This window comes from Novosphingobium sp. FG90, assembly GCF_057808725.1.
In genome coordinates this window covers 1-14,181 of sequence record NZ_JBMDIO010000028.1, presented here as the reverse complement: position 1 = coordinate 14,181, position 14,181 = coordinate 1, and the positions used below count along the sequence as shown (strand labels likewise).

Sequence of the window (14,181 nt, the reverse complement as noted above, 5' to 3'; positions counted from 1 at the left end):
GGCGGGGAACGGGTTTGCGCCTCAGGGAGCAAGTCCCGTGCCATTCGGCGTGTCGTATGCCAGCGCCACCCGCGCAGGCCCCGCCCCCGGCTCGACGACGATGCGCGCGGCGCGGCCTGCCTGCCCGGCCTCGGCCAAAAGGCGCGCGGCTTCGCGCAGGGCGGCCTCGCGCGCGCCGGGCTGGCGCCCATACCGCGTGGTGATGGTCAGTTGCTGACGCGGATCGGCAGCCTGCTGCGCCAGCCATTCGTCCAGGCCAGGCGCATCGCGCGCGGCTTCGTAGACCGCCACCGGCTCCGACTGCGGCGAGGCACGTTCCGGCCCTTTCGCTGGCGGACGCTGGTGCAGGGCCGCCGCCGAGAGCATGAACAGGATCAGCGCGAGATCGGCGAGCGAGGTCTGCCAGCCATAGCCACCGTTCTTCACCGCTTTGGTCCGAAAGTGTGCGGCAACGCGCCCGCCACTTGCCTTTCCAGCCAGTCGAGCACCCGCCGGCGCTCTCCCTCTTCACGCGCCGCGCGACGCGCGATCATTCGACCGACCGGGGCGAACAGCAGGTTGCCGAGCAGCAGGCCGTAAAGGGTCGTCAGCACCGCCATGGAGATCGCACTCGTAAAGTCCGCCGCCGCATCCGGATTGGCGGGCAGCCGCGTGAGCGACACCAGCGTCCCGGCAAGCCCGAACACCGGCGATAGCTCAGCAGCCTGATCAAACGTGCGGATGGCGCGGCGGCTTTCGCGCAGGCGGCGGCGCTTGTGGGCCACGTGCGCCTCCTGCAGCGCCTCGATCGAGCGCGAGCCGATCAGGGCGTCGGTGACATCGTCGATCTCCGCATCGCCGACGTGGTGCGGTTCGGCGCGAATGACGCCGTCCTGCTGGATTTCCTGCACCTGCACCGCCAGCTCGGCCCTGGCCCGCGAGGCCTTGAAGCGCGGCTGGAACAATCGCCCGGCCGCGCCGAGCGCCGCACTCGTATCGCCCAGCCCGCAGCGCAGGACAGTGGCAAGGCAAGTGCCCCCCACGACGATCGATGCGCCGAGCGGGTCGAACAGGGACTGGAAAAGCATTCAGCCGAATCCTCCTTTTGAGGATGTAGAACGGCCGTGCCGCCGCAATTTCAGGCGGCAGCGCGGATTTGCCGCCGACCGGCAAAGGTTTGCCGGGCCTTGTGCCAGCACCCTTCGACAAGCTCAGGGTGAGCGGAGTTGGGAGTGCCCGGGGCAGATACCCAAAAACCCCGCAATTCCGCTCAGGCTGAGCTTGTCGAAGCCCCCGCGACAGGACGCTGCAACCGTTTGGCACGCCCTTTGCAGAGTATCCCCCGAGCCTTCGGGCACAATCGTTTTCGGGACCACAACATCCATGTCGCAAGACCTTTTCGGAATACACGGCAAGGCGCTGGAGCTGCGGTCGCAGCGCATGGGCCTGATCGCCTCGAACATCGCCAATGCCGGCACGCCGGGCTACAAGGCCAAGGATATCGACTTCTCGGCCGCGATCCGCGCCGCCGACAAGGGCGCCAGCGTCGATCAGGCCAGCAAGGGCGCCGAACTCTACCGAGTGCCCGTCATGCCCTCGCTCGACGGCAACACGGTGGAACTGCAGAACGAACAGCTCGCCTTCTCGGAGAACGCGGTCGGCTATTCGGCCACGCTCGATTTCATTCGCGGGCGGGTCGACACCGTCAAGCGCGCCCTTCGCGGCGAATGATGGAGGGCGAATGATGAGCAGCCCCATGAACCTCTTCGGCGTCGCCCAGAAAGGCATGTCTGCCCAGCTGGTGCGGATGAACGCGGCGGCCTCGAACCTTGCCAACGCAGGGTCCGTCTCGGCCACCGAGGACGGCGCCTACAAGCCGATCCGCGCCGTCTTCTCCGAGGATCTCGACCGCGCCAGCGGCCTTGCCTCGGTGAAGGTCAGCGGCGTGATCCGCGAAAAGGCCGCCGCCGTGCGCCAGCACAACCCCGATCACCCGCTCGCCGATGCCAACGGCGACGTGTGGACCGCTCCGGTCGATGAGAACGCGGAGATGGTCGAGATGCTCGAAGCCTCGCGCCAGTACCAGAACATGGTCGAGGCCCTTTCCACCGCCAAGCAGCTGATGCTCGACACCCTGAGGATGAAATGACCGTAAACGCCATCAACTCCACCGGACAGAGCGCCGGGGCCACCTCGGCCGTGAAGGCGAAGAACTCGCTCGCCGACCTCGATTCGGGGGACTTCATCAAGCTGATGACGGGCCAGCTCAAGCAGCAGGATCCGACGAACCCGACCGACAACAACGAGATGCTGGCCCAGATGGCGCAGTTCTCCTCGCTCGCGAGCACGACCAAGAGCGGCGAGACGCTGCAGTCGATCGCCGACAAGCTCGACAAGGTGGTCTCGGCCCAGAACGACACCGCCGCCGCCGTCGCCAAGCTTGCCGCCTCTCAGAACCCCTCTGCCTGACCCTCATTTTCGGAGATAACAGATGTCCTACTACACCTCGCTCACCGGCCTGAAGAACGCGCAGACCGACCTCAACGTCATCTCGCACAACATCGCCAACGCCGAGACCAACGGCTTCAAGAAGAGCAACACCCAGTTCGCCGACATCATCTCGTCCTCGGTCATCACCGACCCGTCGCTGACCGTGGGCATCGGCAGCCGCGTGGCGGAAATCCGCCAGAACTTCGGCGTCGGCGCGATCGAGCAGACCGGCAATGCGCTTGACCTCGCGATCGGCGGCGAAGGCTTCTTCACCACCGCCTCGCCGATCTCGGGCCAGACCACCTACACCCGCAACGGCGCGTTCAGCGTGGACGGTAACGGCTACATCAAGAACGCCGAGGGCGGCCGCCTGCAGGTGTTCCCGAACACGGGCGGCACCGTCAACACCGCCACCCATCAGGACGCGCTGGTCGCCCCGCAGAACGCCGCCGGTTCGACGCTGGCGAGCGTGACGATCGACAACGAAGGCCAGGTCGTCGCCTCCTACGACGACGGCACCAACACCAATATCGGCACCGTCGCACTTGCCAACTTCACCTCGCCCACGGGGCTGAAGCAGGTCGGCGATTCGAGCTGGAAAGTTACCGGCAAGTCGGGCGCGGCCACGTATGGCGCCCCCGGTTCGGGCGCGTTCGGCGCGATCAACTCGGGCTCGCTGGAGCGCTCCAACGTCGATATCGCCGAGGAACTCGTCGATCTGATCAGCGCGCAGCGGTACTTCCAGGCCAATGCCAAGGCGATCGATACCGCCACGCAGATCTCGCAGACCGTCATCAACCTGCGCACGTAAGCCATGATGCAGGGAGGGCACCCCCGCCCTCCCCCACCCGTCACCCTGAACTCGTTTCAGGGTCCATCAGGCCGATAGCGCAGTGCGCCGATCAGCAAACCGCCAGTGCAGCATGGTCACCCGACCCTTCGGACCATGCCGCGCGATGGACCCTGAAACGAGTTCAGGGTGACGCGGTGAAATTCCGGGGCGTCGTTCGAAACGGCGCCCCCCACAGGACAGACCATGGACCGCCTCATCTACACCGCCGTCTCGGGCATGAACGCCTCGATGAACCGCGAGCGTGTCATCGCCAGCAACATGGCGAATGCGCAGACCGTTGGTTTCAAAGCGGAAATCCTGCAGGCGACGCCCACCACGCTGGAAGGCCCTCAGCTCGAAGTGCGTGCGCTGTCCAGCTCGGAAGTGTCGGCGGCGTCGATGAAGGCGGGCGGGCTCAACCGCACCAACCAGCCGCTCGACGTGGCGATGCAGGGCGATGCCATGCTCGCGGTGCAGGCACCGGACGGGCAGGAAAGCTATACCCGGCGCGGCGATCTTTCGATCACGGTGACCGGCGTATTGCAGAACGGCGACGGGCTGCCGGTCATCGGCCAGTCCGGCCCGATCACCGTGCCACCCGGCTCCAAAGTCACCATCGGACCAGACGGCGGAGTGCTCGCCAGCGATCCCGATACGCCGGATGCGGCGCCACAAGTGCTTGATAAGCTTAAACTCGTCAGCACGGCGGGCACGCAGATCGCCAAGGATATCGCCGGCCAGTTCCGCGTGCCGAACGGCGGAATCCTGCCGGTCGACGAGAACGCTCAGGTGATTCCCGGAGCCCTCGAGCAGTCCAACGTAAACCCTTCCGAGGTACTGACGGAGATGATCGCGGCGCAGCGGCTTTTCGACATGCGCACCAAGCTGGTGAAGACCGCAGGCGATCTCGACGAGGCCGGAGCGCGCCTCATGCGCCTCGACGGCTGAGGTTTTCGCCTGATGGCACACAACGGCACTAAACGGCACCCTAACGCCACCTAGAGGATACACACCATGCCCAGTTCCGCACTTCAGGTCGCCCGCACCGGTCTAGAGGCACAGGACACGCGCATGCGCGTGATCGCCAACAATCTGGCGAACGTCTCGACCACCGCCTTCAAGCGTGATCGTGCCAATTTCGAGACGCTGGCCTATCAGGACACCCGTGTAGCCGGCGCCCAGTCCTCGACCGAGACCGCCTATGCCACCGGCCTCAATCTCGGCACCGGCGTCGCCGTGCAGTCGACCACGAGGATGGAGACGCAGGGCTCGTTGCAGACCACCGGCAATGCGCTCGACCTTGCGCTCGATGGCGATGGCTACTTCCAGATCCAGATGCCGGGCGGGCAGCTCGGCTATACCCGCGCGGGCAACTTCAGCCGCACGTCGGAGGGCCAGCTGGTGACTTCGCAGGGCTACCCCGTGCAGCCCGGCATCACCGTGCCCGAGGGCGCGACCTCGATCACCGTGTCCGACGACGGCACCGTCTCGGCGACCTTGCAGGGGCAGTCGGAGCCGACGCAGCTGGGGCAGATCACCATCGCCAGCTTCACCAACCCGGTGGCGCTGCAGGCCGCCAGCGACAACTTCATGCTGGAGACCGCAGGCAGCGGCCCGGCGCAGATCGGCCCGGCGGGCGAGCAGGGGCGCGGGCATATCCGTCAGGGCATGCTCGAAGCCTCGAACGTCAACGTCGTCGAGGAACTGGTCGACATGATCGAGACGCAGCGCGCCTACGAGATCAACTCGAAGATGATCTCGGCCGTGGACGAGATGCTGCGCAACGCCAACCAGACGCTGTGATGAAAAGGATGCGCCAGTCCCTCCCCGGTACGGGGAGGGGGACCACCGGAACGGTGGTGGAGGGGCACCCTCGCATGACGAGAGGCCGCGTGAAGAGAAGTCACGCGAACGGCGCGTGCCCCTCCACCATGCTGCGCATGGTCCCCCTCCCCCGGTGGGGGAGGAATGCCGCGATGCTACTTTGCGCGACCGCGCTTTCGGCGACGCCCGCGCTGGCCAAGAAGGAACCCAAGCCCTCCGGCTTCGAGCCCACCCTGCCCGTCGCCGCGCCCATCGCGCCGGTGGCGGCGAACGGCTCGATCTTCGCGACCTCCGCCGGCTACGCGGCGCTCTATCAGGGCACCCGCGCCGCGCGCGTTGGCGATCCGCTGACGATCCTGCTGATCGAGAGCACCAGTGCCTCCAAGGCGGTCAGTTCCAAGAGCGGCAAGTCCGGCTCGCTCGGCGTCACCCCGCCGACCAAGGGTCTCCTCTCCAAGCTGCTCGACGCCGATGCGCTGAAGGCGGGTTCCAACTCCACCTTCACCGGACAGGGCAGCGCGGCGCAGACGTCCTCGCTCAGCAGCACGCTGTCGGTGACAATCGCCGAAGTGCGTCCCAACGGCACCGCACTGGTGCGCGGCGAGAAGAAGATGCTTATCAGTCAGGGCGACGAATGGGTGCGCTTCTCCGGCATCGTGCGGCTGGCGGACATCGATCAGGAGAACCAGATCGCCTCCGACCGCGTGGCCGACGCCCGCATTGAGTACACCGGCAAGGGCGCGCTGCAGCAGGCCAGCAAGCAGGGCTGGCTGGGCCGGTTCTTCAACACGATCTCGCCGTTCTGATGGTGGCCGACGTGACCTTGCGCCTCGCCTCGACATCCTTCGATAAGCTCAGGATGAGCGGAACTGGACGCATGCGCATTTTTCCGCTCGTGCTGAGCTTGTCGAAGCACCTGGCCCACGCCGCCCTCGCCGCGCTGCTCCTCACCACGCTCGCCTCCCCCGCCCACGCCGAGCGCGTCCGCGATCTCGGCCAGTTCCAGGGCGTGCGCACCAACCAGCTGACCGGCTACGGCGTAGTGGTCGGCCTGCCCGGCACCGGGGACGACAACCTCGAATATCTGACGCAGGCGATGAAGGGCGTCTCGGGCCGCATGGGCCTGACCCTGCCGCCGGGCGTGGCGCCCGGCCTCAAGAACGCCGCCGCCGTCATGATAACCGCCGATCTGCCCGCCTTCGCCAAGCCGGGCCAGCGCATCGACGTCACCGTCTCCACCATCGGCAAGGCCAAGTCGCTGCGCGGCGGCGCACTGATCCTGACACCGCTTTACGGCGCCGACGGCCAGATCTACGCGATGGCGCAAGGCAACCTCGCGGTCGGCGGGCTCGACGCCTCGGGCAAGGACGGCTCCAAGGTCACCGTCAACATACCCACCGTGGGCCGCATCGCCGAAGGCGCCAGCGTCGAGCGCACAGTCGCCACCGGCTTCGATGCGGGCGATACCTTGCGCTGGAACCTGTTCGAGGCCGACTTCCTCACCGCCGCGCGGGTGCGCGATGCGATCAACAGCCGCGTCCCCGGCATCGCCTCGGTCGAGGACGGCGTGACGCTCGCCCTGCGCATGCCCGCCGATCCCGACAGCCGCGCCAGCATGATGGCCGCGATCGAGATGATCGACGTGAACCCCGCCGAAACCGCCGCGCGCGTGATCGTCAACAGCCGCACCGGCACCGTCGTCATCAATTCCGCCGTGCGCCTGTCCCCTGCCGCCATCAGCCACGGCAAGCTGACCGTGCGCGTGGAGGAAAACGACCGCGTCTCCCAGCCCGGCCCGTTCAGCGGCGGCAGCACCCGCACCGAAAACCGCTCAAACGTCTCTGTGGAGGAGGAGAACCGCTCGGTCGCGCTGTTCCGGGGCGGGGCCTCGCTGTCCAAGGTGGTCGACGCGCTCAACATGCTGGGGGTGACGCCGTCCGACCTCGTGGCGATCCTTGAGGCGCTGAAGCAGGCGGGCGCGCTGAAGGCGGAAATGGTGGTGATATGAGCACGATCCTCCCTGCCGCGCCCGGAATGGCGGTCAAGACCCAGCAGACCGACCGCGAGAAGCTGCACACCGTGGCGAAGCAGTTCGAGGCGGTGTTCCTGCGCCAGATGCTCAGCGCCGCGCGCGCCACCTCGTTCGGCGGAGATGGCGGCGCGGGGGACATTTCCGGCGGGCAGGCGATGGAAACCTTCCGCCAGTTGCAGGACGAACACTTCGCCGATGCCACGGCGGATACCGGCACCATTGGTCTGGCGAAGATGCTGGAAGCGCAGATGGCGCGGTTCGTGGATGGTCCTTCGATAGCGCAGGGGAGTCCAGAAGCCACCCCGCCCGCGAACCCGAAGGTCAAGTGACCTCTCCCCCTCCCACCCCGTCACCCTGAACTTGTTTCAGGGTCCATTTCGCCGCGAGCGCAGGTGTCTGACGCAGTAAACCGACAGAGCGGCTGATGACATGACAGGGCCGGAAACGCTGCCCGATGGACCCTGAAACAAGTTCAGGGTGACGGGGAGAGACAACGGAAGCCGGCAGTTTCCCCACCCAGCCCTTTAACCAGACGCCCTGCTGCCGTTCTGACAAGCAACCCCATCAACCCCGCTCAGGCTAAGCTTGTCGAAGCCCCGGCGCGCGAACACGGATACCCGGCGAACCCATGGCCTCCGACCTTCTCTCGATCGGCAAATCCGGCGCCCGCGTAGCCCGCGCGGCGCTGGAGGTGACGTCGAACAACATCGCGAACGCCTCGACCGAGGGCTACGTGCGCCGGTCGGTCGCGGTGTCCGAGGTCGCAAACGGGGTCAGCCTCACCACGCCCAGCGCGATCAACCTGTCGGGCGCACGGATCACCGGGATCGTGCGCAACGCCGATACCTTCCGCCAGTCCGAGGTACGCCGCACCGGCTCCGACGCCGCACGTGCCACCGCCGAAGTGCAGGGCCTCGAAAACGTCGAGGCCGCCCTCGAACAGACCGGCGTGTACGACTCCATCGTCAGCTTCGAAGGCAGCCTGAAGCAGCTGCTCTCCGACCCCACCGACGGCTCCTTGCGCGCGCAAGTGGTGGAGGACGGCCGCACCCTGGCGCAGACCTTCAACACCGCCGCGCAGAGCCTCGACTCCGCCGCCAAGGGCCTGCAGTTCGAGGCGCAGGACGGCGTCGACCAGATCAATACCACCGCAGGCGAGCTGGCGCGCGTGAACCTGCGCCTGATGCGCTCGGCGGATTCGTCGAGCGACCAGAGCGCCCTGCTCGACCAGCGCGACGCCCTGCTGCAGAAGCTGAGCGGGCAGGCGGACATCACCACCACCATCAATCCCGACAAGACCGTCTCGGTCATGCTCGGCGGCCCGACCGGCTCGGCGCTGGTGTCGGGCGCGAGCGCCAATACCCTGGCGATGAGCATGGCGGCGAACGGCACCCTCAACTTCACGGTGAACAGCCAGGCAGTGACGCTCAGCTCCGGCGCGATCGCGGGCAAGGCGCAGGCGCTGGTGGAACTGTCGAACGCGCGCACCTCGCTCGACGGTATCGCCGCCAGCATCGCCAGCACCATCAACACCGCGCAGGCCTCCGGCGTGGACCTGCAGGGCAACGCGGGCCAGCCGCTGTTCTCGGGCACCGACGCCGCCAGCCTGAAAATGGTGGCGAGCGGCGGCAGCGCCATCGCCACCGCGCCCGCCGGGGCCGCCGCGAACAGCCGCGACGTGTCCAACCTCACCGCGATGCGCTCCGCCTTCGACGGCGCCGATCCGGCGGGGCAGATGGACACCCTGCTGTTCACCGTCTCCAGCGCCGTTGCGGGCCGCACCGTCACGCGCGACGCGCTCGACACCATCGCCAGCAGCGCGAAAGTCTCGCTGCAGAGCCAGGCGGGCGTCAACCTCGACGACGAGGCGGTCAATCTCATGCGCTACCAGCAGGCCTATCAAGCCTCGGCGCGCGTCATGCAGGTCGCCTCCGACCTGTTCGATTCCATCCTCGGCATCAGGTAAGGCTTCCGATGAGCAGCATCACGACCAGCACCGGCGCCTTCTTCGAACGCTCGCGCTCCGACATCAAAACGCTGCGTTCGCAGGCCGAAAGCCTGCAGTCGCAGCTGTCGAGCGGGAACAAGCTGGACCGCTCCTCCGACAACCCGGTGGCCGCCTCACGCCTGCGGGCGCTGGCGCGGATGGACTCGCTCTCGCAGATCGACACCGCCAACGCCGAGCGCGCCAACGCGGACCTGACGCTGGCGGGCGGCACCATGTCGGACATGGCCGACGCGATCATCCGCGCGAAGGAACTGGCGACGCAGGCCGCCTCCTCCACCCTGACGGGCGACCAGCGCAGCGCGATCGCGGCGGAACTGGACCAGCTTCACAATTCGATGTTCGCGCTGTCCAACGCGCGCGATTCGAACGGCCACGCGCTGTTCGGCGGCGAGGCTTCGGGCGATGCCTACCAGCTCGACGCCGCCGGCAAGGCGCAATACGTCGGCACCGCACAGGTCGACGACCTGCCGCTGGGCGAAGGCCAGCAGGTCACCCGCTCGATGACCGGGCCGCAGTTCCTCTCCTTCACCGGCAAGAACGGCAGCGCGACCGACGTGATGGCAACCGTGCAGGCGCTGTCGGACGCGCTGAAATCGGGCACCGGAACCACAGCGGCCACCGATGCGCTGACCGACCTGCAGACCGGCCTCGACACCCTGACCACCGCGCAGACCGTGGTGGGCAGCCGCCTCAACTGGATCGAGCTGACCACCGACCGCCGCACCGACTTGTCCGAACTGCGCTCCACCGAAGAGGCGAACATCGGCGGCGCCGACCTCGCCACCACGATGACGCGGCTGCAGGAGACGCTGACCGTGCTGGAAGCCAGCCAGGCCAGCTTCACCAAGCTCTCCAGCCTCTCGCTGTTCGACCAGCTGCGCTGATCCTTCATGCGGGGATGCAAGGAGAACTACCTCCAAATCCGCTCAGGCTGAGCTTGTCGAAGCCCCCTCGCGCGGCAACCTTCCCTAACCGAACCCTTCGGAGTCCCTAATGTTTGCAATCATCGGCGTCGTGATCCTGCTGGTGATGGTCTTCGGCGGCTTCGCGATCACCGGCGGTGCGCTGGGGCCGGTGATGCACGCGATCCCGCACGAAATGCTGATCATCGGCGGCGCTGCCATCGGCGCGATCGTCACCGGCAATTCGATGCATGAACTCAAGGGCATCGGCGGCGGCGCGGTAAAGGTGTTCAAGGGTCCGAAGCACAACAAGCAAGACCATATTGACGCGATCATCCTGACCGCACGGCTGATGAAGATGCTGCGCACCGAAGGCCCGGTGGCGCTGGAAAGCCATGTCTCCGATCCGAAATCCTCCGCCATCTTCGCGGAGTTTCCCCGCCTCCTCGCCAACGACGCGCTGATCCACGTCATCGCCGACACGCTGACGCTGATCGTCGTCTCCTCGGGCACGCTGGAGGTGCACGCGGTGGAGGACGTGATCGACAACGGGCTCAAGACCCACTTCCATGAAAGCCACGAGGCGCAGCACGCGCTGCAGGGCCTTGCCGACGCCCTGCCCGCACTGGGCATCGTCGCGGCAGTGCTCGGCGTGGTGAAGACCATGGGATCGATCGACAAGCCCCCGTCGGTCCTTGGCGAGATGATCGGCTCGGCGCTCGTCGGCACGTTCATGGGCGTGTTGCTGGCCTACGGCATCGTCGCGCCGATGGCCGGGAGGCTCAAGCAGGTGCTCGAACAGGACGAGCAGATCTTCCACGCGGTCAAGCAGGTCATCATCGCAAGCCTGCACGGCTGGCCCCAGCCGCTGGTGGTGGAATCCGCCCGCTCGGGCCTCGGCCACGCCTTCCGCCCCAGCCTGTCCGAACTGCTCGACGCGATGAGGGGCAAGTAGGCATGGCGAAGAAGCCCGACGAACCCGTCCGCCCCATCATCGTCAAGAAAGTCACCGTCGTCGCGGGCGGGCACCATGGCGGTGCGTGGAAGGTCGCCTATGCGGACTTCGTGACCGCGATGATGGCGTTCTTCCTGCTGCTGTGGATCCTCGGCGCCACCACCGAGAAGCAGCGCAAGGGCATCGCCGACTACTTCTCGCCCACGCTGGTCAAGAACCGCAAGTCGGGCACCGGCTCGGGCACCGGGCTGCTGGGCGGCACCTCGCTGACCGCGCAGGACAAGCTGCCCCACCCCGGCGGCAGCGGCAACAAGGCAATCACCATCCCGCGCGACACCACCGGCGGATCGAAGGAAGGCGCCCGCCGCACCACCCGGCAGGAGATCGCGAAGAAGCTCGATTCCACCGCCCGCCTGCGCCTGCTGGCCAGGCAGGTGCGCATGGTCGACACCACCGAAGGCATCCGCATCGATCTGGTGGACGACGCCAACTTCTCGATGTTCCGCATGGGCACCACGGTGCTGACGCCCGAGGCAAGCGACCTGCTCGTCGCGCTCGGGCAGGCGCTGGAGGAGGGGCATGGCGGGCTGACCGTGCGCGGCCACACCGACGCGCTGCCCTACAAGCCGGGCATCGTCGGCAACAACTGGTCGCTCTCCGCCGGGCGCGCCGAGGCGACGCGGCAAGCCCTCATGCGCGACGGCATCGCCGAAGACCGCTTCCGCCGCATCGAGGGCGTGGCCGACCGCGAACTGCTGATCCCCGGCGATCCGCATGATCCGCGGAACCGGCGGATTTCGGTGACGGTGATGGATTGAGGGCGTGCGCCTCACGGCAGGGGCTTCGACAAGCTCAGCCTGAGCGGGTTTAGAGGTTTGTGCTACTTCCGCTCAGGCTGAGCTTGTCGAAGGCCCCGCGCGCAAACGCATCCATTGCCCCCGCGATGCCCGCCCGCTTGCCTCGCCGCGCGCATCGCCACACCCTCCCGTCAAAAGCAGGGAGAGCATCATGCAATTCACCGGCCCCGCCGAGGACCGCGCTGCCATTCGCGAACTGATGGAGACTTACGCCGACGCCGCATCGCGGATCGACAAGGCGCAGTGGCTGGACTGCTGGGCACCCGACGCCGAATGGATCACCAGCCACGCCGAAGTCCGGGGCCACGAAGCCCTCTCGCGCACCTGGGACGACCTCTTCGCCACGATGGACGCGATGGTCTTTTTCGCCATGCCCGGCGCGATCCAGGTCTCGGGCGACACCGCGAAAGGCCGCTGCCATATCCGCGAGATCGCCCGGATCGAGGGCAAGGTGGTGAAGTTCGCCGCCCGCTACGACGACGACCTTGTCCGCCATGACGGCCGCTGGCGCTTCGCCCGGCGCACTTACGCCATGAACATCGCCGAATAGCGCCCCCTCTTGCGGCGGAACCACGGCGCGATTAGGAATGCCGCGTCGAAGCGCTCATCTACGAGCAATTCGGCAAAGATCGCGCCGGTGCCCCGCAAGGGGCTTAATAGGGAACGCGGTGAGGGTGCCCGTCGCAAGCAGCGCATCCGAATCCGGGGCTGTCCCTGCAACTGTAAGTGGCGAGCGCGATGCATAGGCCGGTGCCCCGAAGGTGGACGCCGGCAGCCACTGGGCCGGACGCTGCGACATGCGAGGCCACGGGAAGGCCATGCATCAAGCGATGACCCGCGAGCCAGGAGACCTGCCTGCGTCCGGTCGCTCTTGCCTTGGTCCAGGGGATGACCGTGGCACGGAAACTGTCCGTCTGAGCGACGCAACGTGCGGCGGGGGCCGCATCGGCGCGAGGGACGCCGGACGCTGCCGCGTCCGTCCGGGGCCTCCGTACCGACCGCGCCGAGTGCGCGGCACGCCCCCGTCAGGTCGCCGACGCGAGACGGATCGTTTTGCCGATGTCTTCTGCCACTACGCCTCTCAAGAGCCGGATCATCGTGCTCTTTTCCCTGCTCGTCGCCGCCAACCTTGTCGTGTGGGGCTGGGCCTTCAGCCTGTTCCACGCCAGCCCGGTGATGCTGGGCACCGCCCTCCTCGCCTGGAGTCTCGGCCTGCGCCACGCGGTCGACGCCGACCACATCGCCGCCATCGACAACGTCACCCGCAAGCTGATGCAGGAAGGCCAGCGCCCGATCACCGTAGGCCTGTGGTTCGCGCTCGGCCACTCCGCCATCGTCCTGATCGCCGCCACCACCATCGCGCTGGCAGCGGGCACGCTCGACGATTTCGAGGCGTTCGGCCGCTCGGGCGGCGTGATCGCGACGATCATCTCGGCGACGTTCCTCTTCGTGATCGCGATCATGAACCTCGCGATCCTGCGCGGCGTGTGGCAGCGCTTCGTCGAGGTTCGGCGCGGCGGGACTTATGCCGAGGAAGACCTCGACATGCTGCTCGCCGGGCGCGGGCTGATCGCGCGGATACTGCGCCCCGTGTTCCGACTGGTGCGCCACGCCTGGCACATGGCGCCGCTGGGCTTCCTGTTCGGCCTGGGCTTCGACACCGCCACCGAAGTCGCGATCCTCGGCCTGTCCGGCGCCCATGCGGCCGACGGGATTTCGCTCGGCTCGGTACTGGTGTTCCCGGTGCTGTTCGCGGCGGGCATGGCGCTGGTCGATACCGCCGACGGTGTCATCATGCTGGGCGCCTACGAGTGGGCCTTCGTCAAACCGATCCGCAAGCTCTACTACAACATCGTCATCACCGCGATCTCGGCGATGGTGGCGCTGGTGATCGGCTCGATCCAGACCGCCGCGCTGCTGTCGGAGAAGTTCGGGCTGGAGGGCGGCGTATGGTCGGGGGCGGCATCGCTGTCGGAGCAGTTCAACACGCTGGGCTTCCTGATCATCGGCCTGTTCGTGGCGTGCTGGCTGCTGAGCTGGGCCGTGTACCGCTGGGGCGGGCTGGATTCGGTGGAAGTCAGAAAAGGCTGATAACCCCGCACGAAAAAAGCCCGGCGGCCATGGGGAACCACCGGGCTTTCCGAACCTTCCGGGACAGGAAGGCTCTATATTTCAGTTCGTTATCAGCGCAGCAGCGAGAGGACGTTCTGCTGGCTCTGGTTGGCCTGAGCGAGCATCGCGGTGGACGCCTGCGAGAGGATCTGCGCCTTGGCCATCGCGGTGGTCTCGGCCGAGTAGTCGG

18 protein-coding genes and 1 riboswitch are annotated in these 14,181 nt (G+C 67.1%); of the genes, 15 read left to right on the top strand and 3 right to left on the bottom strand.

Features of this window, described 5'->3' with window-relative positions:
* Window positions 1-21 precede the first annotated feature (21 nt).
* Both ACODRZ_RS19895 and ACODRZ_RS19890 read right to left on the bottom strand, forming a co-directional pair.
* Window positions 22-426, bottom strand: a complete 405-nt coding sequence (locus tag ACODRZ_RS19895; protein WP_488970362.1) for a hypothetical protein — start codon at window positions 424-426, stop codon at window positions 22-24.
* Window positions 423-1,067 carry a MotA/TolQ/ExbB proton channel family protein gene (locus ACODRZ_RS19890; RefSeq protein ID WP_488970363.1) on the bottom strand — a complete coding sequence of 215 codons (645 nt, stop codon included), beginning with the start codon at window positions 1,065-1,067 and terminating at the stop codon, window positions 423-425. Before ACODRZ_RS19890 ends, ACODRZ_RS19895 begins: the two co-directional genes overlap by 4 nt.
* Before the next feature lie 295 nt (window positions 1,068-1,362).
* Here ACODRZ_RS19890 and flgB point away from each other — a divergent pair, with 295 nt between their 5' ends.
* From flgB to ACODRZ_RS19815, 15 genes are all read left to right on the top strand, one after another.
* Complete coding sequence (gene flgB / locus ACODRZ_RS19885) at window positions 1,363-1,710, top strand: flagellar basal body rod protein FlgB (RefSeq protein WP_488970364.1); 348 nt, start codon at window positions 1,363-1,365, stop codon at window positions 1,708-1,710.
* Window positions 1,711-1,723: 13 nt separating this feature from the next.
* Window positions 1,724-2,128, top strand: a complete 405-nt coding sequence (gene flgC, locus ACODRZ_RS19880; protein WP_488970365.1) for a flagellar basal body rod protein FlgC — start codon at window positions 1,724-1,726, stop codon at window positions 2,126-2,128.
* Window positions 2,125-2,448 carry a flagellar hook assembly protein FlgD gene (locus tag ACODRZ_RS19875; protein WP_488970366.1) on the top strand — a complete coding sequence of 108 codons (324 nt, stop codon included), beginning with the start codon at window positions 2,125-2,127 and terminating at the stop codon, window positions 2,446-2,448. Before flgC ends, ACODRZ_RS19875 begins: the two co-directional genes overlap by 4 nt.
* Before the next feature lie 22 nt (window positions 2,449-2,470).
* Window positions 2,471-3,280, top strand: a complete 810-nt coding sequence (locus tag ACODRZ_RS19870; protein WP_488970367.1) for a flagellar hook-basal body protein — start codon at window positions 2,471-2,473, stop codon at window positions 3,278-3,280.
* 225 nt (window positions 3,281-3,505) lie between these two features.
* Entirely contained in the window at window positions 3,506-4,249 is a 744-nt protein-coding gene (locus ACODRZ_RS19865; protein WP_488970368.1) for a flagellar basal body rod protein FlgF, read from the top strand.
* A gap of 66 nt (window positions 4,250-4,315) precedes the next feature.
* Entirely contained in the window at window positions 4,316-5,104 is a 789-nt protein-coding gene (flgG, locus tag ACODRZ_RS19860) for a flagellar basal-body rod protein FlgG (RefSeq protein WP_488970369.1), read from the top strand.
* 173 nt (window positions 5,105-5,277) lie between these two features.
* Window positions 5,278-5,931, top strand: coding sequence for a flagellar basal body L-ring protein FlgH (locus ACODRZ_RS19855; RefSeq protein ID WP_488970370.1), 654 nt, complete (start codon window positions 5,278-5,280; stop codon window positions 5,929-5,931).
* A gap of 71 nt (window positions 5,932-6,002) precedes the next feature.
* Window positions 6,003-7,133 carry a flagellar basal body P-ring protein FlgI gene (locus ACODRZ_RS19850; protein WP_488970371.1) on the top strand — a complete coding sequence of 377 codons (1,131 nt, stop codon included), beginning with the start codon at window positions 6,003-6,005 and terminating at the stop codon, window positions 7,131-7,133.
* Window positions 7,130-7,486 (top strand): rod-binding protein, encoded by a 357-nt coding sequence (locus tag ACODRZ_RS19845; RefSeq protein WP_488970372.1) that lies wholly within the window; start codon window positions 7,130-7,132, stop codon window positions 7,484-7,486. The genes ACODRZ_RS19850 and ACODRZ_RS19845 overlap by 4 nt, the downstream gene beginning before the upstream one ends.
* A 299-nt stretch (window positions 7,487-7,785) precedes the next feature.
* Entirely contained in the window at window positions 7,786-9,123 is a 1,338-nt protein-coding gene (gene flgK, locus ACODRZ_RS19840) for a flagellar hook-associated protein FlgK (protein ID WP_488970373.1), read from the top strand.
* 8 nt (window positions 9,124-9,131) lie between these two features.
* Window positions 9,132-10,049, top strand: a complete 918-nt coding sequence (locus tag ACODRZ_RS19835; protein WP_488970374.1) for a flagellin N-terminal helical domain-containing protein — start codon at window positions 9,132-9,134, stop codon at window positions 10,047-10,049.
* A 109-nt stretch (window positions 10,050-10,158) separates the two neighbouring features.
* The gene (motA, locus tag ACODRZ_RS19830) at window positions 10,159-11,022 is read left to right on the top strand and encodes a flagellar motor stator protein MotA (protein WP_488970375.1); all 864 of its coding nucleotides are present in this window, start codon (window positions 10,159-10,161) and stop codon (window positions 11,020-11,022) included.
* 2 nt (window positions 11,023-11,024) lie between these two features.
* Window positions 11,025-11,840, top strand: a complete 816-nt coding sequence (locus ACODRZ_RS19825) for a flagellar motor protein MotB (protein ID WP_488970376.1) — start codon at window positions 11,025-11,027, stop codon at window positions 11,838-11,840.
* Window positions 11,841-12,030: 190 nt separating this feature from the next.
* On the top strand, window positions 12,031-12,429 hold the full coding sequence (locus ACODRZ_RS19820; protein ID WP_488970377.1) for a nuclear transport factor 2 family protein: 399 nt from the start codon (window positions 12,031-12,033) through the stop codon (window positions 12,427-12,429).
* 68 nt (window positions 12,430-12,497) lie between these two features.
* Window positions 12,498-12,752: riboswitch (cobalamin riboswitch) on the top strand.
* 186 nt (window positions 12,753-12,938) lie between these two features.
* A complete protein-coding gene (locus ACODRZ_RS19815) occupies window positions 12,939-13,970 on the top strand; it encodes a HoxN/HupN/NixA family nickel/cobalt transporter (RefSeq protein ID WP_488970378.1) in 1,032 nt (343 codons plus the stop codon).
* Window positions 13,971-14,062: 92 nt separating this feature from the next.
* On the opposite strand, the gene ACODRZ_RS19810 is transcribed toward ACODRZ_RS19815, so the two are convergent.
* Window positions 14,063-14,181 (bottom strand): flagellin (locus ACODRZ_RS19810; protein ID WP_488970388.1); only part of this gene is annotated, 119 nt, incomplete at its 5' end.